General features: G+C 57.0%; 24 protein-coding genes. 13 read left to right on the forward strand and 11 right to left on the reverse strand.

Annotation, left to right across the window (positions count from 1 at the left end; genetic code table 11):
- Nucleotides 1-8 precede the first annotated feature (8 nt).
- The 5 genes from MHZ89_RS02680 to flgB are packed head-to-tail and all read right to left on the reverse strand — an operon-like array spanning nucleotide 9 to nucleotide 3,536.
- Entirely contained in the window at nucleotides 9-767 is a 759-nt protein-coding gene (locus MHZ89_RS02680) for a flagellar basal body rod protein FlgF (protein ID WP_311781739.1), read from the reverse strand.
- A 20-nt stretch (nucleotides 768-787) separates the two neighbouring features.
- On the reverse strand, nucleotides 788-2,005 hold the full coding sequence (gene flgE, locus MHZ89_RS02685; protein WP_311781740.1) for a flagellar hook protein FlgE: 1,218 nt from the start codon (nucleotides 2,003-2,005) through the stop codon (nucleotides 788-790).
- Nucleotides 2,006-2,031: 26 nt separating this feature from the next.
- Nucleotides 2,032-2,703: a flagellar hook assembly protein FlgD gene (gene flgD, locus MHZ89_RS02690; RefSeq protein WP_311781741.1), complete on the reverse strand. Its 672-nt coding sequence runs from the start codon at nucleotides 2,701-2,703 to the stop codon at nucleotides 2,032-2,034.
- 12 nt (nucleotides 2,704-2,715) lie between these two features.
- Complete coding sequence (gene flgC / locus MHZ89_RS02695; RefSeq protein ID WP_033789486.1) at nucleotides 2,716-3,120, reverse strand: flagellar basal body rod protein FlgC; 405 nt, start codon at nucleotides 3,118-3,120, stop codon at nucleotides 2,716-2,718.
- Between the two features lie 2 nt (nucleotides 3,121-3,122).
- Nucleotides 3,123-3,536, reverse strand: a complete 414-nt coding sequence (flgB, locus tag MHZ89_RS02700) for a flagellar basal body rod protein FlgB (protein WP_120452011.1) — start codon at nucleotides 3,534-3,536, stop codon at nucleotides 3,123-3,125.
- 155 nt (nucleotides 3,537-3,691) lie between these two features.
- Between flgB and flgA the strand changes: the two genes are divergently transcribed.
- The 3 genes from flgA to MHZ89_RS02715 all read left to right on the forward strand — a co-directional run bounded on the left by flgA (nucleotide 3,692) and on the right by MHZ89_RS02715 (nucleotide 5,200).
- On the forward strand, nucleotides 3,692-4,351 hold the full coding sequence (gene flgA, locus MHZ89_RS02705; RefSeq protein ID WP_311781742.1) for a flagellar basal body P-ring formation chaperone FlgA: 660 nt from the start codon (nucleotides 3,692-3,694) through the stop codon (nucleotides 4,349-4,351).
- 103 nt (nucleotides 4,352-4,454) lie between these two features.
- Complete coding sequence (gene flgM / locus MHZ89_RS02710; RefSeq protein ID WP_311781743.1) at nucleotides 4,455-4,763, forward strand: flagellar biosynthesis anti-sigma factor FlgM; 309 nt, start codon at nucleotides 4,455-4,457, stop codon at nucleotides 4,761-4,763.
- A 5-nt stretch (nucleotides 4,764-4,768) separates the two neighbouring features.
- Entirely contained in the window at nucleotides 4,769-5,200 is a 432-nt protein-coding gene (locus MHZ89_RS02715; protein WP_311781744.1) for a flagellar export chaperone FlgN, read from the forward strand.
- Between the two features lie 173 nt (nucleotides 5,201-5,373).
- Here the strand turns inward: MHZ89_RS02715 and murJ are convergent, their stop codons facing one another.
- The 4 genes from murJ to rimJ all read right to left on the reverse strand — a co-directional run bounded on the left by murJ (nucleotide 5,374) and on the right by rimJ (nucleotide 9,188).
- Complete coding sequence (gene murJ, locus MHZ89_RS02720; protein ID WP_311781745.1) at nucleotides 5,374-6,912, reverse strand: murein biosynthesis integral membrane protein MurJ; 1,539 nt, start codon at nucleotides 6,910-6,912, stop codon at nucleotides 5,374-5,376.
- A gap of 120 nt (nucleotides 6,913-7,032) precedes the next feature.
- Entirely contained in the window at nucleotides 7,033-7,953 is a 921-nt protein-coding gene (locus MHZ89_RS02725) for a Gfo/Idh/MocA family oxidoreductase (RefSeq protein WP_311781746.1), read from the reverse strand.
- Nucleotide 7,954: 1 nt separating this feature from the next.
- Complete coding sequence (locus MHZ89_RS02730; protein WP_311781747.1) at nucleotides 7,955-8,584, reverse strand: DUF480 domain-containing protein; 630 nt, start codon at nucleotides 8,582-8,584, stop codon at nucleotides 7,955-7,957.
- 13 nt (nucleotides 8,585-8,597) lie between these two features.
- The gene (gene rimJ, locus MHZ89_RS02735) at nucleotides 8,598-9,188 is read right to left on the reverse strand and encodes a ribosomal protein S5-alanine N-acetyltransferase (RefSeq protein ID WP_311781748.1); all 591 of its coding nucleotides are present in this window, start codon (nucleotides 9,186-9,188) and stop codon (nucleotides 8,598-8,600) included.
- Nucleotides 9,189-9,429: 241 nt separating this feature from the next.
- Here rimJ and grxB point away from each other — a divergent pair, with 241 nt between their 5' ends.
- The 7 genes from grxB to solA all read left to right on the forward strand — a co-directional run bounded on the left by grxB (nucleotide 9,430) and on the right by solA (nucleotide 14,492).
- The gene (grxB, locus tag MHZ89_RS02740) at nucleotides 9,430-10,077 is read left to right on the forward strand and encodes a glutaredoxin 2 (protein WP_311781749.1); all 648 of its coding nucleotides are present in this window, start codon (nucleotides 9,430-9,432) and stop codon (nucleotides 10,075-10,077) included.
- 108 nt (nucleotides 10,078-10,185) lie between these two features.
- Nucleotides 10,186-10,749 carry a lipoprotein gene (locus MHZ89_RS02745; protein WP_311781750.1) on the forward strand — a complete coding sequence of 188 codons (564 nt, stop codon included), beginning with the start codon at nucleotides 10,186-10,188 and terminating at the stop codon, nucleotides 10,747-10,749.
- 271 nt (nucleotides 10,750-11,020) lie between these two features.
- A complete protein-coding gene (pyrC, locus tag MHZ89_RS02750; protein ID WP_311781751.1) occupies nucleotides 11,021-12,067 on the forward strand; it encodes a dihydroorotase in 1,047 nt (348 codons plus the stop codon).
- Between the two features lie 69 nt (nucleotides 12,068-12,136).
- A complete protein-coding gene (gene dinI, locus MHZ89_RS02755; RefSeq protein WP_033751014.1) occupies nucleotides 12,137-12,382 on the forward strand; it encodes a DNA damage-inducible protein I in 246 nt (81 codons plus the stop codon).
- Nucleotides 12,383-12,527: 145 nt separating this feature from the next.
- Entirely contained in the window at nucleotides 12,528-12,797 is a 270-nt protein-coding gene (locus tag MHZ89_RS02760) for a hypothetical protein (RefSeq protein ID WP_311781752.1), read from the forward strand.
- Nucleotides 12,798-13,018: 221 nt separating this feature from the next.
- Nucleotides 13,019-13,276, forward strand: a complete 258-nt coding sequence (bssS, locus tag MHZ89_RS02765) for a biofilm formation regulator BssS (protein WP_120451984.1) — start codon at nucleotides 13,019-13,021, stop codon at nucleotides 13,274-13,276.
- 97 nt (nucleotides 13,277-13,373) lie between these two features.
- Nucleotides 13,374-14,492 (forward strand): N-methyl-L-tryptophan oxidase, encoded by a 1,119-nt coding sequence (gene solA, locus MHZ89_RS02770; protein ID WP_311781753.1) that lies wholly within the window; start codon nucleotides 13,374-13,376, stop codon nucleotides 14,490-14,492.
- 42 nt (nucleotides 14,493-14,534) lie between these two features.
- On the opposite strand, the gene MHZ89_RS02775 is transcribed toward solA, so the two are convergent.
- Nucleotides 14,535-15,584 carry a rhodanese-related sulfurtransferase gene (locus MHZ89_RS02775; RefSeq protein WP_311781754.1) on the reverse strand — a complete coding sequence of 350 codons (1,050 nt, stop codon included), beginning with the start codon at nucleotides 15,582-15,584 and terminating at the stop codon, nucleotides 14,535-14,537.
- A 240-nt stretch (nucleotides 15,585-15,824) separates the two neighbouring features.
- On the opposite strand from MHZ89_RS02775, the gene MHZ89_RS02780 reads away from it, so the two are divergent.
- From MHZ89_RS02780 to MHZ89_RS02790, 3 genes are all read left to right on the forward strand, one after another.
- Complete coding sequence (locus tag MHZ89_RS02780) at nucleotides 15,825-16,748, forward strand: Kdo(2)-lipid IV(A) acyltransferase (RefSeq protein WP_311781755.1); 924 nt, start codon at nucleotides 15,825-15,827, stop codon at nucleotides 16,746-16,748.
- A 561-nt stretch (nucleotides 16,749-17,309) separates the two neighbouring features.
- The gene (locus MHZ89_RS02785) at nucleotides 17,310-17,576 is read left to right on the forward strand and encodes a hypothetical protein (RefSeq protein WP_311781756.1); all 267 of its coding nucleotides are present in this window, start codon (nucleotides 17,310-17,312) and stop codon (nucleotides 17,574-17,576) included.
- A 111-nt stretch (nucleotides 17,577-17,687) separates the two neighbouring features.
- Entirely contained in the window at nucleotides 17,688-18,086 is a 399-nt protein-coding gene (locus MHZ89_RS02790; RefSeq protein ID WP_311781757.1) for a MysB family protein, read from the forward strand.
- Here the strand turns inward: MHZ89_RS02790 and MHZ89_RS02795 are convergent, their stop codons facing one another.
- Nucleotides 18,087-18,305: a YceK/YidQ family lipoprotein gene (locus MHZ89_RS02795; RefSeq protein ID WP_311782247.1), complete on the reverse strand. Its 219-nt coding sequence runs from the start codon at nucleotides 18,303-18,305 to the stop codon at nucleotides 18,087-18,089.
- Between the last annotated feature and the right edge of the window lie 75 nt (nucleotides 18,306-18,380).

The raw sequence follows: 18,380 nt of genomic DNA on the forward strand, positions 1-18,380 counted from the left end.
CCTCTGCCTTAGCTGCTCATGTTAAGCAGCTGGTTGGCTTTTTGTTCGTTTTCGTCGACGTTGGTGATGACTTTCATCTGCATCTCGAAACGTCGGGCGTTGGCAATCATATCGACCATAGTTTCGACCGGCTTGACGTTGCTGCCCTCCAGCACGCCCGGCATTACCTGCACCGTGGCGTCGTTGGCCAGCGTCGCGCCGCGCGTTGCCTGCGTCGCCTGGGTGGGACGGAACATGCCGTCGTCGCTGCGCTGCAGCTCTTTGCCAGTGGCCTTTACCAGTTTCAGACGACCAATCTGCACCGTCGCGTTAGGCGCATCGCCCGCATTGCGCGAGGTGATGGTGCCGTCCGCCGCGATGGTCAGTTCAGCACCCTGCGGTATCGCGATTGGGCCGCCATCGCCCATAACGGGATTGCCCTGTACGGTCAGAATGCCGGTCGAGCTGATTTGCATATTGCCGTTGCGGGTATAGGCTTCGCTGCCGTCGGCGGTGCGTACCGCCAGCCAGCCATCCTGTCCCATCGCTACATCCAGCGTGCGTCCGGTATTGTCCATCGCGCCCTGGCTCATATCGGCGCCGGGCGTCGAGGCGGCTACCAGGGTGCGCGTCGGCAGCGACCAGCCGCTGACCGGCACCGCGCGGAGCGCGTTGAGCTGCGCGCGAAAGCCAGGCGTTGAGGCATTGGCGAGGTTGCTGGCCGTTACGGCCTGCTGATCCAGCGTCTGGCTGGCCGCGCCCATCGCGGTATATATCGCGTGATCCATAAAGCAATCCCGTTAGTGAATTAACGCAAGTTAACCAGGGTGTTAAGAATCTGGTCCTGAGTTTTGATGGTCTGGGCGTTCGCCTGATAGTTGCGCTGCGCCACGATCATGTTTACCAGTTCTTTACTCATATCGACGTTCGACGCTTCCAGCGCGCCGGAGGTCAGCGAACCGAAGGTGCCGGTGCCTGCCACACCGACCGCTGCCTGGCCGGAGGAGCTGGTGGCGGACCAGACGTTGTCGCCCTGCGACTGCAGCCCTTCCGGGTTAGAGAAACTGGCCAGTACGATCTGTCCCAGCAGCTGCGTTTTCTGGTTCGAGTAGCTACCGGTAATGGTGCCGTCGTCGTTAATGGCGTAGCTGGTGAGGTCGCCCGGCGCGTAGCCATCCTGAGTCGGGTTGCCGAAGGTGGTGGTGCCGGTGTTCTGCTGCAGGCTGCCCAGCATGCTCAGCGCAATGGTCTGATTCGCCGCCGCGCCGTTTGCGCCGTTAATGGTCAGGTTTACGGTTGAACCCGTCCCGCCGTTAAGGCCGGTCATTTTACCGCTGCTGTCGAACGTCGCGGTGAAATCGCCCGCGCTGGTGCCGGTAGTGGAGTCGATCGCGTGCACCGTCCAGTTGTTGTCGGCAGTTTTGACGTAGTACATGTCGAGGGTGTGATCGTTACCCTGCGAGTCATAGACCGTCATGGTGCTTTTCGCGTTATAGCTGTCAGCGTTGCTGGCGCTGAAAGGCGTCACCGTTGGAGTGGTGCTGGTAGAGTTCAGGTTCGCCACCTGAGTCGCGGTAGTGGTCGCGCGCGCCGTCATCTGGGTGGTTGGAATGCTCAGCGCGACCGGGTTGGCGCCGGTCTGCACCGTCGGCGGCGTGCCGCTCACCGGATAGCCGGTCACAAACTGGCCCTGGGTGTTCACCAGGTTACGGTTCGCATCCAGCGTAAACTGGCCGTTGCGCGAGTAGTAAACCGCGCCGCTGGCGTCAGCCACGCGGAAGAAGCCGTTGCCGCTCAGCGCGACGTCCAGGCCGCGGCTGGTAGTGGTGGTAGAACCGTCGTTGAAGTTCTGGATCACCGCCGCCACTTTGGTACCGAGACCGACGTTAGAACCGGCGAACATATCGGCGAAGGCGATGGTGCTGGACTTAAAGCCAGCCGTCGCGGAGTTGGCGATGTTGTTGCCGATAACGTCCAGGTTGCTGGAGGCAGCGCCCAGGCCGCTCACCGCTTGGGAAAATGACATGTTTATTTCTCCTGCTTACAGGTTAATCAGAGAATCTGACGTACTTGGTCAAGGGTTGCGGAGCCCGCGGTGCCGAGATCCAGTTTGGTTGTGCTGTCTGCCGTCGATACGCCATTGACGTAGGCGTAACTGAGCGGCTGGGCCACCAGTTGCGTGCTGCCATTGCTGGCGGCGATTGAAACCGTATATTTTCCGTCCGGCGCGGTAGAGCTGTCCGCCAGGGTGCCGTCCCACGAGAAGGTATGCACGCCGGATGAGAGCGCGCCCAGATCGATGGTGCGCACCACGTTGCCACTGCCATCTTTAATGGTGGCGGTCGTAGCGGTAGAGGCGGTGGTCAGCTCAACGCCAAACGGCGTAGTAGTGCCCTTGCCGACCAGCACCTGCGAGCCGTCAACCATCACGCCGTGGCCGATGAGCGTCGAACTCTGCAGCGACTGGCTGGTGCTGATCTGGCCGGAGATCGAGCCGAGCGTGGTATTGAGTTTTTCAATGCCGCTCAGGGTGTTGATCTGCGCCAGCTGCGTGGTGAGCTGGCTGTTATCCATCGGATTAGTGGGATCCTGATTCTGCAACTGCGTCACCAGCATGGTCAGAAACTGGTTCTGCAGATCCTGTGCGCTGTTGCTGGTGCCGGTGCTGGACGAGCTAAGGACCGTGGGGTCCAGCTTCTCATTGACGCCTACTGCAATGCCCATGTTTTATCTTCCTCAGGAACCCATCGTCAGGGTTTTCATCATCATTGACTTCACGGTGTTCAGAACCTCGACGTTGGCCTGATAGCTGCGCGACGCCGACATGGTGTTAACGGATTCCGCCACCACGTCCACGTTCGGCATCTTCACGTAGCCCTTGTCGTCCGCCAGCGGGTTGCCTGGGTCGTACACCAGCTTCGCCGGAGAGGGATCGTCCAGCACCTGCGCCACTTTTACGCCGCCGGTCGCCGCGCCAGGTGCCGCATCGGTCTGAAACACCACCTGCTTCGCCACGTAAGGCTTGCCGTCGGGGCCGGTGACGCTGTCGGCGTTCGCCAGGTTACTGGCGCTAACGTTAAGACGCTGGGATTGCGCGGTCATCGCTGAGCCGGCAATGTCAAAAATATTCAGCAGTGCCATGTTTATTGCCCCTGTAACACGCTCATCATGCTCTTGATCTGGCTGCTGATGAGGGTGAGATCGGTCTGATACTTCAGACTGTTGTCCGCGAACTGGGTACGTTCGCGATCCATATCGACGGTGTTGCCGTCGGCCGCAGGCTGATCGGGAATGCGATAGAGCAGATTTGCCGATGCCGCCGAGTTGACCTGCGCTTCGATATGGCGCGGCGAGGTCACCTTAAGCGCCATGCTGCTGCCTTCGGCGCGGCCGTTTTTCATTACCCGACTGAGCTCGCTGGCAAAGTCGATATCCCGCGCCTGATAGCCAGGGGTATCGGCGTTGGCAATGTTTGACGCCAGGATCTCCTGGCGTTGAGCACGCAGGTTGAGGGCTTCAGTGCCGAATTGCAGCGCAGCATCCAGTTTGTCGAGCATGCTTCCTCCGCGAATGAGAATTTCGAGTGGACAGCTTAATTGGGGAAAAGCAAGGGCTATCGTCTGAATAACGCCAAAAATCACAGCTATTTTTCGCCTTGATTTTTTCGCGGCACGAGTACACTCGTCGCCATCAGCAGCAAGGAGTTTTTTTGATGCGTAACATGACCTACCTGTTGGCCGGCCTGCTGGCGCTTATCGCCCTGCCCGCCAGCGCCACCGATCTGCCCGCTCAGCTGACACGCTTTTTTCAGGCTCGCGATGTGCAGCATGCAGCAGGCATGACGGTTGAAATCAAGACGCCGCAGGCGCAGTGGCCGACCTGTGACGCCCCTCAGCTTACGTTGCCTGGCAACACTCGCCTGTGGGGGCCGATGAGCGTGGCCGCTACCTGCGGCGATACGCGACGCTTTCTTCAGGTTCAGGTGCAGGTCACCGGTCAGTATCTGGTGGCGACACGTCTGCTGGCGCGCGGCTCTACGGTAAGCGCCGACGATTTTCGCCTGCAAAGCGGCCGCCTCGATACCCTGCCGGCGCGCGCGCTGCTGGACGTGAGTTCAGTAGCGGACGCGGTGGTGCTGCGCGATATTCAGCCGGGCCAGCCGGTGACGCTGTCGATGATGCGTCAGCCGTGGCGCGTAAAGGCGGGTCAGAGCGTGATGGTTATCGCCAGCGGCGAAGGCTTTAACGCCAGCGGCGAAGGCAAAGCGTTAAACAATGCGATTATGGCGCAGTCGGTGCGCGTGCGTATGGATAATGGCCAGGTGGTGAGCGGAAAAGTCGATGCGGATGGGAATATTCTGATATCGCTATAAGGCGCTAAAGAACGCTGATGTTCTGCCGATAGAGAAATCAACTAAGCGATTACGCTATTCTGATTCAGGTGGCAGTTTCCCCTGACCGTACAGGAGCCCGAATATGAGCATCGACAGAACGCAACCTCTGAAGCCCGTCGCCACCGTGCAGACCCGCGAAAGCAACGAGTCCGCAACCGGTAAAACGCGCCAGGCATCGAGCACAACCGCAACGACTACCGCGCCCGCCGCCGCTCAGGTTAGCCTGAGCAATGCGCAGTCGCAGCTGACCCAGTCGGGCAGCAAAGATATTAACGTGGCGCGCGTCGAACAACTGAAAACCGCCATTCGCAATGGCGAACTGAAAATGGATACCGGCAAGATCGCCGATGCGCTGATTGCCGACACTAAGGCGTATTTAGAGGGTAAATAATCCCCATGAACAACCTGTTGACCACACTGGATAAGATGCAGGAGGTGCTCTCCTCTCTTTCGAACGTTATCGAAGAGGAGCAGCTTCAACTCTCCGCGGGCAGGATTAACAGTAATCTGCTGCAGCGCATTACCGAAGATAAAGGCGCGCTGCTGGCGACGCTGAGCTATCTCGACGAGATGCGTCGCAGCACCGAGCGTCAGCTCGGCACCCAGGCGCCTTATGCTGGTCACAGTGATATGACGCGCCGCTGGCAGAGCATTGGCCAGATGACGCGTCGCCTGAATAACGCCAATACCCATAACGGTATGCTGCTTAATCAGCAGATCCGCTTTACCGAAGAGGCGCTGGCCGTACTCAAGCCGCATCAGACGCAGGCGTTTTACGGCCCGGACGGGCTGGGTAAAGGTCAGACGACGCTGAGCCGTAAAGTATAAAAGGCGGGTTTGCAGTCGGGCACTGCTCACTGCAAACCCGTTCAGCACATTTATGTGCGCGCGTTCCGCAACCTCCCGGTCGCGGAACGCTTTGTGCTGCGTCTTTGTTACTCGCCCGTTAGCTTTGTCGGCGCATAAAAAAATCCCGCCTTCTGAGCGGGATTTTTGCTGTTTTACATCTGTGCCCGGCGCGCATAGTCGCGCGGTCGAAAGCCAAGCAGGCCCAGCGTCAGGAAGTAAGCGCCGCCACCCACCGCGCAGACCGCCGCCAGACGCAGCAAACGCCAGACCATCGCGCCCTCTTCCCAGGCCGGCATCAGCGAAAGAATGCCTACCAGCGCCGCCGCCATTACCGCCACCGCAATCAGCAGGCGCAGCAGAAAGCTCGCCCAGCCCGGCTGCGGCTGAAAAATTTTCTGTTTACGCAGCTGCCAGTAGAGCAGCCCGGCGTTGAGACAGGCTGCCAGCCCGATCGAGAGCGACAGTCCGGCATGCTTCAGCGGGCCGATAAAGGCCAGGTTCATTAGCTGAGTCATCAATAGCGTAATCATGGCGATCCTGACCGGCGTCTTGATGTCCTGACGCGAGTAGAACCCCGGCGCCAGCACTTTCACCACGATCAGCCCCATCAACCCTACCGAATAGGCAATCAGCGCGCGCTGCGTCATCAGGGCGTCAAAAGCGGAGAACTTGCCGTACTGGAACAGCGCGACGGTCAGCGGGCCGGAGAGAATGCCCAGCGCCACCGCGCTCGGCAGCGCCAGCAGGAAGCAGAGGCGCAGACCCCAGTCCATCAGTCGTGAATATTCGTCGTGATTGCCGCTGGAAAAGCTCTTCGCCAGCGACGGCAGCAGAATAGTGCCGAGCGCCACGCCCAGCACGCCCGACGGGAACTCCATCAGGCGATCGGCGTAATACATCCAGGAGACAGAGCCGGAGACGAGGAAAGAGGCGAAAATGGTATTGATGATAAGCGAGATCTGGCTGACGGAGACGCCGAGGATCGCCGGTCCCATCTGGCGCATTACGCGCCAGACGCCCGCATCCTTCAGGTTAATGCGCGGCAGCACCAGCATGCCGATTTTTTTCAGATGCGGCAGCTGATAGAAGAGCTGCAGCACGCCGCCAGCTACAACCGCCCACGCCAGCGCCATGACCGGCGGATGGAAGTGCGGCGCGGCGAAAAGCGCAAAGCCGATCATGCTGATATTCAGCAGCGTAGGCGCAAAGGCGGGAACGGAAAAGCGGTTCCAGGTATTGAGGATGGCGCCCGCCAGCGAAGCGAGCGAAATCAGCAAAATATAGGGAAAGGTGACGCGCAGCAGCGCGCTGGTAAGCGCGAACTTATCGGCGGTATCGGCAAAGCCGGGCGCGGTAACCAGTATCACCCAGGGGGCGGCGACCATCCCCGCGACCGTTACCAGCGCCAGCGCCAGCGTCAACAGGCCGGAGACGTAAGCGACGAAGAGCCGCGTCGCCTCTTCGCCCTGCTTGCTTTTATACTCGGCGAGGATCGGCACAAAAGCCTGAGAAAAAGCGCCTTCGGCAAAAATACGCCGCAGCAGGTTAGGCAACTTAAAGGCGACGAAGAAGGCGTCCGTGGCCATCCCGGCGCCGAACACCCGCGCCACAATGGCGTCACGGGCAAAACCCAATACGCGGGAAAACAGGGTCATGGAACTGACCGCTGCCAGCGATTTCAACAGATTCATAATTGGCGCGCGTCCTGAAAAGAGTCGGCAAAATGAGCTACTTAGCGCGGGCGCCCAGCGGCGCCCGGCGATAGTCTACTGCCATGGCGGGAAATGACCAGTGCGGAGTGTTACAAGGCGTTATTCCTTTTCCGCCTCGCGCCACATTTTTTCTACCACGCGCTGCGCCAGCAGCGCCTGTTCGCCACCGGTCTCAGGCATCGTCTGATTCTGCACGCACTGGATAAAATGGTGCGCCGCGCCGCTAAAACCGCGCTGGGCCAGATGGCTTTGCCAGGCGGGCGGCGGGTCGATGCGCACGCCGTCGCCGCGCTCTTCCTGCCAGTCGCGCATCTCCAGCACGTCAATGCACCGGTCTTCGCCGACCAGGCTCACGCGCTCGCGCTGGCTGCCCGCGCGGCGATGCATGCTGGTAGCGACTTGCACGCCTCCGGCGTTGAAATGATGCTCGGCATAGAGCATCTCGCCGCGCTCGTTGGTGCTGATATGGCCATGAAGCTGTCTGGCGCGACCGCCCGCCAGCCACAGCGCGGTATCCACCACGTGCAGGTAATCATCGAGCAGCGTAAAGCGCAGATCCTGCGGCCCCACGCTGTCGATGCGATGCTTTTCCATACGCAGGCTGGCGGCCTGCGGCATCGCCACCTGTAGCTGCTGATAACGCGGCGCAAAGCGACGATTGAAGCCCACCATCAGTTTGCGGCCGCGCTTTTCCGCCAGCGCCACCAGCGCCTCGGCCTGGTTGTAATTGTCAGCCAGCGGCTTATCCACCAGCACATCTTTTCCCGCCAGCAGCAGCGCGTTGACAATCTCATAGTGGGTGGCGGTGCTGCTGTGGACGAAGGCCGCATCGCAGGCATCCGCCAGCGCATTCAGCGAGGAGAAACAGGTCATACGGTAGCTGTCGCACACCGCGCGCGCCTTCTGCTGGTCAGGTGAAAACGCGCCGGCCAGCGTCCAGCTCTCCGCCTGCGCCAGTACCGGCAGCCAGGCTTTCTGCGCTATCGTGCCCAGCCCGACAACGCCAATTCGCAATTTCATCTCATCCTCCTTTATGCAGCAGCGTCTGCACCTGCGCCTGTAAGGCAGAAAGCGACTGCTCAAGCACCGCGACACGCGCGCTGAGATCGCTGTTATCCTCCCGCGGCGTTTCTGCTTCGGCCGGAGCTTGCTCATCGCCAAACAGATGCAGATAGCGACTCTCACGTTTGCCCGGCTCGCGCGGCAGCCGCGCCACCCTCTCTTGTTCGACTAATCCGGCCAGCGTATTTTCAACCTCCGCGACCTCAGCAAAGTCGTGCAGCCTGCCGCTGCGCGTGCGCAGTTCGCCCGGCGTTTGCGCGCCGCGCAGAAACAGCAGCGTCAGGATCGCTATCTCGGCGCTGCTAAGCTGAAGGTTGCCGAAGGTGGAGTTACAGAAGCGCTGCTCATATTTCACCACGCGCTGGCCGAAGCCGCTGTTAGCAGTCACCAGATGCTTTTTCGCCAGTCGGTCCAGCTCATCCTGCACCTCGCTTTCCGTCAGGTTCATCACCGGCTCGCGGTTCGATTTCTGATTGCAGGCGGTCACTACCGCATTCAGCGACAGCGGATACTGTTCCGGCGTCGTGACCTGCTTCTCCAGCAGGCAACCAAGAATACGCAGCGCCAGCGGCGAAAGTGCCATTTTCATTCTAATCTCCTTATTAGCCGCGCCGATCCGGCGTCCACTCCTGACGCGTCAGCGCGGTCAACACATGATCCTGCCAGCGACCGTCGATGAGCAGATAATCTTTCGCATACCCTTCTTTCTCAAAGCCCAGGCGCGCCAGCAGCGCGCCGCTGCGCTGATTATGCGGCATATAGTTCGCCATGATGCGATGAATATTTTGCTGACGCTGCATATAGCGAATGGCGGCCTGTAACGCCTCAAACATCAGTCCCTGCCCCTGCCACTTCTCCCCCAGCGAATAGCCGAGATAGCAGGCGTGGAACGAGCCGCGCAGCACGTTGCTAAAGTTGGCAACGCCGCGCACTTCGCTCTCCTCAGGATCCATCAGGATGAAATAGTAAGCGGAACCGTTTTTATGCATATCGGCGATCAGGCCCAGCCGCGCCTGCCAGCCCGAAGGATAACAGTGGCTCTCGTCGCGCACCGGCTCCCAGGGTTTTAAAAAGGCGCGGTTTTCGGCGTAATAATCCGCCAGCCGCCAGGCGTCGCGCTCATGAACCAGACGAACCACCAGCCGGTCGGTGGTTAATCGCACCCTGGGCGCGGCAGAACGATAGCCAAACATCATGACTCCTGAAATCTGAGGCTTAAAGAAAGCGGTGCCAACACATTGCTTTCACTATAACCGTCACCCCTGCTGCGGTAAAATATTCGTTAACAGCCGACGCCAAACGCCTTGATTTTATGTTGTAAATCCCGGTCCGCCTGCGCCGTTGGTTTGCCCTCGCCGCTAATCTCTTCCATACTCTCGGCACGTCCTCAATCAGGGTGGCGTCCGTTGCCCTGACTATCAAAAGGAGACCGGGATGAAACTCTACATCTACGACCACTGCCCTTTTTGCGTCAAAGCGCGCATGATTTTCGGCCTGAAAAACCTGCCGGTAGAACTGATCGTGATGCTTAACGACGATGAAGCCACGCCGAAAAAACTGGTGGGTCAGAAGGTCGCGCCCATCCTGCAAAAAGATGACGGCAGCGCGATGCCGGAAAGCATGGATATTGTGCGCTTTATTGATAAAAGCGACCGAGAGCCGCTGTTGAACGGCAAGATGAACCCGGCTATCAGCGACTGGCTGCGTAATGTAAACGGCTATATTAACAAGCTGCTGCTGCCGCGCATTGCCGAAGCCGCCTTTGCCGAGTTCGCCACGCCAGAGGCGCGCAGCTATTTCCGCAACAAGAAAGAAGCGGCGATGGGCGATTTTGCGGAGCTGAAGAGCCATGCGCCTGGCCTGATCAAAAAGATCAGTGACGATCTGCGCCAGCTCGACAAGCTGATCGTTAAACCTAACGCGGTCAACGGCGAGCTGTCGGAAGATGATATTCACCTCTTTCCGCTGCTGCGCTCGCTGACGCTGGTGGCGGGTATCGACTGGCCCAGCCGCGTCGCCGACTACCGTGACAATATGGCAAAACAGACGCAGGTCAATCTGCTCTCCTCCATTGCCATCTGACGTGATTCGATGAGAGACGCGCTGCGTTTCTCATCGCCTTCTTAATGACACCTCCTCCGCATTCAGGCACCCTATGCCCTGCATTAGATCAATCCGGATGAGGACAATATGAAAAAGGCATTTCTTGGGCTGACCGCCCTGTTTTTCGCCGTGCTGGTTAGCGGCTGCAATCAGCTTACGCAGTACACCATCAGCGAGCAGGAAGTAAACCAGGCGCTGGCGAAGCACAACAATTATGAAAAAGATATTGGCGTAGCCGGTCTGGTGAACGCCCATATTGTGTTAACCGATCTCAGCAGCCAGATCGGCCGCGAAGAGCCGGACAAAGTAACCCTTACCGGCAGGGCGAAAATCAGCGTCACCTCGCTGTTTGGCCCGCAGGACGCAGATATGCAGCTCAAAATGAAGGCGCAGCCGGTATTTGATGCGCAGCAGGGCGCTGTCTATCTGCGCGACCTGGAAATCGTCGACGCGCAGGTGCAGCCGGAGAAAATGGCGGCGGTAATGAAAAGCGTGACGCCCTACCTGAACCAGTCGCTGAAAAGCTACTTCAATCAAAAGCCAGGCTACGTGCTGAGCGTCGATCGCAGCAAAGCCGAGGCGCTGGCGAAGAAATTCGCTAAAGGGCTGAAGGTCGAGCCTGGCCAGCTGGTCATTCCTTTCACCCAGTAAGCCGTCCGCACAGGCGAAGCGCGCCAGGGAAATAACGGCCGCGCACTTGCCCATTACCGACGCGCCTGGACAGGCTGAGCCGCCAGGGATGGCGCTTTTATCACTCTGCGAGCGGGCCATAGCGCCCGCCTTTAAAGGCTACCTGCCTGCTTACCGCAACCTGAACTTCTATTCCTGTAAGAAAAGAAGTGCAAACGGTTGCCCGACGCCTTATGCTTTGTACCCGGCCAAAACGCGCCTCTACGTTTCCTGACTAGCCGGAGCTTCACTGATGACTGCACACCCTCAGCAACTTACTATCCGCCGCCCTGACGACTGGCATATTCATCTGCGCGACGACGCGATGCTAAATACGGTCCTGCCCTATACCAGCGCGGTTAACGGACGTGCCATCGTGATGCCAAATCTGGTGCCGCCAGTAACCAGCGTCGCCGCGGCCGTCGCCTACCGCGAACGTATTCTGGCCGCGCTGCCGGCAGAGCACCGCTTCACCCCGCTGATGACCTGCTATCTCACTGACTCGCTCGATCCCAACGAAATCGAACAGGGCTTTACCACGGGCGTTTTCACCGCCGCTAAACTCTATCCGGCGCACGCTACCACTAACTCAAGCCACGGCGTTACTAATATTGCCGCCATTAGCGGCGTGCTGGAGCGTATGCAGAAGATCGGCATGCCGCTGTTAATCCATGGCGAAGTGACCCACGCCGATATCGATATTTTCGATCGCGAGGCGCGCTTTATTGAGACGGTGATGGAGCCGCTGCGCAAAGCCTATCCGGAACTGAAAATCGTTTTCGAGCACATCACCACGCAGGAAGCGGCGCAGTATGTCGAGGCGGGTAACGACAAGCTTGGCGCGACCATTACGCCTCAGCATCTGATGTTCAACCGCAACCATATGCTGGTCGGCGGCGTACGTCCGCACCTCTACTGCCTGCCGATCCTCAAGCGCAACGTCCATCAGGAAGCGCTGCGTAAAGTGGTCGCCAGCGGCCACCCGCGCTTTTTCCTCGGCACCGACACCGCGCCGCACCTGCGTCATCTGAAAGAGACGAGCTGCGGCTGCGCGGGCGTCTTTAACGCGCCTGTGTCGCTGCCTGCTTACGCCACCGTCTTTGAGGAGCTGGGCGCCCTGCAGCATCTTGAAGCCTTCTGTTCAGAGAACGGCCCGCGTTTTTACGGCCTGCCGCTGAATGAAGGATCGCTGACCCTGGTGCGCGAACCCTGGAAAGTAGAAGAGAGCATCAGCATGGGCGAGCATGCGCTGGTGCCTTTCCTGGCTGGCGAAACCTTAAACTGGCGCGTGAAAATCTGATCTGCGCTTTCGCTTGCCTCCGGCCTGAATATACTGTAAATATATACAGCATCTAATCCGGAGGCTGCTATGCGTGTTGAAATTACCGTTGCCAAAACGTCCCCGCTTCCGTCCGGCGCCATGGAGGCGCTGACGGCAGAACTTTCCCGCCGTATCGATGAAGAGTTTCCCGACGGCCAGAACCACGTCAAGGTGCGCTATGCCACCGCAAACCAGCTCAGCGTGCTGGGCGGCGGTAAAGAGACGCGCGATCGTATCAGCGATATTTTGCAGGAAACCTGGGAAAGCGCTGACGACTGGTTTATTACCGATTAACCGCCACTGCGCAGTTTTTGCCGGGTGTCGCCATCCGGCTTTTTTATCGCTCTCTCCTCTCGCCAGAACTTTTTCCTGCATCTAGACTCAGATCGATCAATCGCCTATTCTTGCGCTCGTTACGCTTAACAGGAGGTGCGACGAAATGATGACCGAAAACCCGGAAGAGGCCATGACCTTCGGTGAGCTGCTGGCGCTGATTGCTGAACAGCAGCGTCGCCTGACAGTGCTGGAAAGCGCCTTTTCCAGTCTTACTCTCTGCCTCGACGAGCGCGCCGCTCAGCTGCTGGTGCATCATCTGAGCCTTGAGGCGCAAAACCAGAACCATGACGAACATTTGCAACAGCATTTCGCCCGTCTGGCGCAGACGTTGCAAAAGCCACACAGCGCGCAGCCAGCTGACCCCCTCGCCTGATTTTTCTTCGCGCGTCAGCGTGTAAAAAAACTGCCTGATGCGTCAGGCGTTTTATTTTTTTTAATGCCTTTTTTAACGCCGAATATTTCGCTCACTTTTTGTTCGCCGCACTTTTTAATCGGATAGAGCTTATTTTCTGTTATAATTGTCTCGCTACTGGATAAAAAAGCCGCATTGAACCTCATCATGCACTTCGTTTAACGAGTAATAAGGAGGTTATAATGGACAGTAATAATAAAGACGTTATTCAGACTCACCCGCTGGTGGGCTGGGATATCAGTACCGTAGACAGCTACGACGCTATGATGATCCGCTTACACTCGCTTTCATCGCAGGATCAAAAAGAAGAAGAAGCAGACGTCGGACCGACCTACTGGCTGACAACAGACGTGGCAAGGCAATTTATTTCTATTCTCGAAGCTGGCATTGCCAAGATCGAATCGGCCGAGCAGATGGAGCGTTACCAGTCCAAGCATTAGTCTCCGCCAGATGAACGGGCACCCTCAGGGGTGCCTTTTTCATTTCTGATTCTGGTATGCTGCTGAGCGTGTTTCGGCTTACAGGAGTTTCCATTCAATGATTTATGATCTGATTGTGGTGGGCAGCGGTTCCGTAGGCGCCGCCGCAGGCTTTTACGCCACCCAGGCGGGCCTGTCGGTGCTGATGATCGATTCCAGCCATCCGCCGCATAACCAGGGTACGCATCACGGCGAAACGCGCCTGATCCGCCACGCCTATGGCGAAGGCGAACGTTATGTTCCGCTGGTGCTGCGCGCGCAGACGCTGTGGGACGAGCTGGAAAAGCAGGCTGGCGAGCGCATCATGCACCGCAGCGGCATCATCAATCTCGCGCCCATTGACTCCGCTTTCATTCGCAACGTGATCGATAGCGCGCAGGCGTGGAAGCTCGACGTGCAGGTGCTGCAGGCGGATGAGGTGCGGCAGCGCTGGCCACAGATCAGCGTGCCTGACGGCTACATCGGCGTATTTGAGCCTCAGTCAGGCTATCTGAAGTGCGAGCAGGCGGTGCGCAGCTGGATTTCACTTGCCGAGCAGGCGGGCTGCGCGCAGCTGTTTAACTGCGGCGTCTCGCAGATTGGCCGCGATGGCGATCTGCAGCAGGTGGTGACGGCAGATGGCACCTTCCGCGCGCGTAAGATGCTGATCAGCGCCGGCACCTGGGTTGGCAAGCTGGTGCCTAATTTACCGCTGAAGCCGACGCGCAAAGTGTTCGCCTGGTATCAGGCCGACGGCCGCTACAGCGAAAACAATAAATTCCCCGGTTTTACGGTAGAGATGGAGAACGGCAGCCAGTTTTACGGCTTCCCGGCGGATAACAATGCGCTGAAGTTAGGACGCCATGATGGCGGCCAGCCGATGACGCAGCCGGAAGATCGCAAGCCCTTCGGCAGCTTCGCCGAAGATGGCAGCGAGGCCTTTGCGTTCCTGCGTAAATTCCTGCCTGGCGTGGGCGTTTGTCTACACGGCGAGGCCTGTAGCTACGACGTGAGCCCGGATGAAGATTTTATTATCGATACCCTGCCGGATGAGCCAAATCGCCTGATTATTACCGGCCTTAGCGGACATGGATTTAAGTTTGCCAGCGTGCTGGGCGAACTGGCGACGGAGTTTGCGCTTGATAAACCCTTTTCGTTTGATCTCGCGCCCTTCTCGCTTTCCCGCTTCGACCGCTGAAGAGATAAAAAAGCCTGACGCAGGCGCGTCAGGCTCGAAGCGTTACTCTTTTTCTGGCGACGGGATCACCATCGTCAGACGGCCACGCGATTTATTGAAAATCTTATTGCCGTTTTCACGACCGGCGCGGCGCGCGCGCTGCTCTTCCGGCGACAGCTGCGACTCTTCCATACAGATCGGGCTGCAGCAGTTGTGAAACTTCTCGGCACAGCTCGGGCACTGAATAAACAGCAGATGACAGCCATCATTGACGCAGTTGGTATGGGTATCACACGGCGCGCCGCACTGATGGCACTGTGACAGCACGTCGTCAGAGATCCGCTCGCCCATTCGCTCGTCGAAAACGAAGTTCTTGCCCCTGAAGCGCACCGGTAAACCCTGCTCGCGAGCACGACGCGCATATTCGATTATGCCGCCTTCGATATGGTAAACATCCTCGAAGCCGTTATGACGCATCCAGGCGCTCGCCTTCTCACAGCGAATGCCGCCGGTGCAGTACATAACGATTTTTTTATCTTTCTGCTCCTGCAGCATCTCGACCGCCATCGGCAGCTGATCGCGGAAGGTATCGGCCGGAATCTCCATAGCATTGTCAAAGCGGCCCACTTCATATTCGTAGTGGTTGCGCATATCGACAAACACTGCGTCGGGATCGTCCAGCATTGCGTTGACTTCCGCCGCTTTCAGATAGGTGCCAACATCGCTGGCGTCGAAGCTCTCATCTTCAATGCCGTCTGCAACGATGCGATCGCGCACCTTCAGGCGCAGCACCCAGAAAGATTTGCCGTCGTCATCGAGCGCGATATTCATGCGCAGATTGTCCAGCGCCGCATCAAAGCCGTAGAGAAATGCCTTCATCTTTTCATAGAGGCTGGCCGGCACGCTGATTTGCGCGTTGATGCCCTCTTTCGCTACATAGACGCGGCCAAAAACCTTCAGCTCGGTCAGGCCGAGATAAAGCGCGTCGCGAAAAGCCTGAGGATCGGCGATGTGAAAGTATTTGTAGAACGAGACGGTCGTGCGCGGTTCGGTTTCCGCCAGCATGCGCGCCTTCAGCTCTTTATTGTTAACAAGGTTATGTAACACTGGCATGGTGTTCGTTCCTGTTTTGGATAAAAAATTGCGCCGCACATGATACAGCAAAGCACCGGGATGCAAAGAAAATTGATCTGAAACCCTTTTTAACCGCTCTGCTGGCCTGGTTATTTTCAGTTCGCCACATGCGCAATCAGCCCGCGTTTATTTCAGCGCAGAAGAAAAGCTGGCACAATAGGGGAAAATCAACGAGATATTGGCGTCATTAAGCGCCTTACGCAGGATAAGCTTTTCCCTATGACTCAACTGCCGCAATTTTCCCGAGAACTCCTTCATCCCCGTTACTGGCTGACCTGGTTGGGCATCGCTTTTCTCTATCTGCTGGTCTTGCTGCCCTACCCGCTCCTCTATGTGCTGGGTTGCGGCTTAGGCCGTATCGCAATGCGTTTTTTAAAGCGCCGCGTCGCCATCGCCCAGCGAAATCTGGAACTTTGCTTTCCCAATATGCCTGCCAGTGAGCGAGACGCGATGGTAAAGCATAACTTTGAGTCGGTAGGCATGGGACTGATCGAAACCGGCATGGCGTGGTTCTGGCCCGACTGGCGCATTAAGAAGTGGTTTGATGTTTCAGGTCTTGAGCATATTCAAAAAGCCAAAGATGAGCAGCGCGGCGTGCTGCTTATCGGTATGCACTTTCTGACGCTGGAGTTGGGCGCGCGTATTTTCGGCATCTACAATCCCGGCATCGGCGTTTATCGCCCCAACGATAATAAGCTGCTCGACTGGCTACAGACCTGGGGCCGCATGCGTTCCAATAAAAGCATGCTCGATCGCAAGGATTTGAAAGGCATGATCCGCGCGCTGAAAAACGGCGATATTATCTGGTACGCACCCGACCACGACTACGGCCCGCGCAGCAGCGTGTTTGTGCCCTTCTTTGCGGTGGAAAAAGCCGCCACCACGGTGGGTACCTATCTGCTGATCCGCAGCGGCAAGCCGCACGTGGTGCCCTTTGTTCCGCGCCGCCTGCCCCACGGCCGCGGCTACCAGATGCTGATTTTACCTGACGTCAGCGAGCAAATGCCGCTCGACAGCGATGTCGCAACCGCTGCGCAAATGAATAAAGTGGTGGAAGAAGGCGTGCTGCTGGCGCCTGAGCAATATATGTGGCTTCACCGCCGCTTTAAGACCCGCCCCGAAGGTGAGCCTTCACGCTACTAATCTCTTGCCAGCGGGTACCCTGTTTCCCGCTGGCGTTAAGCATTACCGCCGCTTACGCTTATAACCTGCCGCATTATGTAGCAAGTCCTTGTCTTTAAAAGATAAAAACTTACCAGCCCTTCCGTAAGGTCCAGTCTAAACTAAAGGAGAGCTTGCGCTGGTTTGCCGTAATAATTAATTGTTTATGCCTGCTGTATTAATTTTGCTGGAAAACCGTTTGCTGCCCTTAATATCGCCATTCCTTGCCTGTAAAATTAATGTTTGAGATTTATCCTGGTTGGATCTGATTTATATTAACTCCAGGCCTTTTCTTATTTGTTCATTGACAATTCTTTGTTTTAGCTTATGTGTGCAGTAAAATTAACTTATTTTACAAGGCATTGTCTGATTAAACCTGACGCATATAAGCATTATGCCTTTCAGTGGCCTGCTTTATACTTTTATGGAATTTGAACATTTAGATACATATCGGTAGTTTCGCTCATAGCAGTTAATTATTCAGCTGCCCTTTTAAAAATATAAAAAGATTACACACAGCAAACCTCTAGCAGGAACATAAAAATGAATAAAGGCATCTATTACTACGTAACAATCAGTACCGATCAGGATAATTATCATTATTTACACCGCAAAGAGTGTAAGCGCATGCCGGCTAAAGAGGATATCGTTTTTATCGGCACGCTATATAACCTGAATCAGGCATTATCTATTGCGCGAATTAATTTTAAAAAGGTTAAACCCTGTATTAAATGTTGTATTCGCTACTCTGCGCCCGTTATGCGTGAAACGGTGCGCCCGGTGCTGCACTTTCCGCAAAAATCGCTCTGATCGATGACGGCGGGACGACTTTCTCTCCCGCCGTCTCTTTTTCGTACTTTGCCCCGAAAATTTTCGTCTATCCTTCTCTGACATCCCTTTTATAAGGCAAGGAGAAGAGTAATGAGCATGTTCAGTACCTTAGAAGAAGCCATCGAGGCTGCACGTGAAGAGTTTCTCGCCGATCATCCCGACATTGAAGAAGAGGATGCCAGCATTAATCAGTTTGGCCTGCAGAAGTACGTAATGCAGGATGGCGATATTATGTGGCAGGCAGAGTTCTTTGAAGAGGAAGGCGAATCGGGTGAGTGTCTGCCGATCCGCAGCGGCGAGGCGGCACAGGCGATTTTTGACGGCGATTTCGACGAGGTCGAGCTGCGTCAGGAGTGGTTAGCCGAGAACACGCTGCACGAATGGGATGAAGGGGAATTTCAGCTTGAGCCTCCGCTCGACAGTGAAGAGGGCGAAACGGCGGCGCAAGAGTGGGAAGATGACAACAGCGAGTCAGATCGCCTGCTCTGATTACTCATAAGGCCCGTGGTGGGCATCAACCGGCAGCAGCATGGTGTCCACCACCAGCGACAGCGGCAGATCGAGAATGGTCAGCACGCGCCATGGACCGTCGCGCACATCCCACTGTACGCCAGGATAGTATTGGTTGCCGTGTCCCTGCCCCGGTACGGCGCGACTGATAATACTGCCGCACCCGCTTAATATTAGCGCCGTCAGCGCGACCACCATTATTTTCAGCAAACTTTTCACACGCGTTACTCATTCCAGCCCGCCGCTATTGTAGATAATGCGTCAGTTTTTTTT

This window comes from Pantoea sp. ACRSB, from assembly GCF_022346905.1.
Classification (GTDB): domain Bacteria; phylum Pseudomonadota; class Gammaproteobacteria; order Enterobacterales; family Enterobacteriaceae; genus Pantoea; species Pantoea piersonii.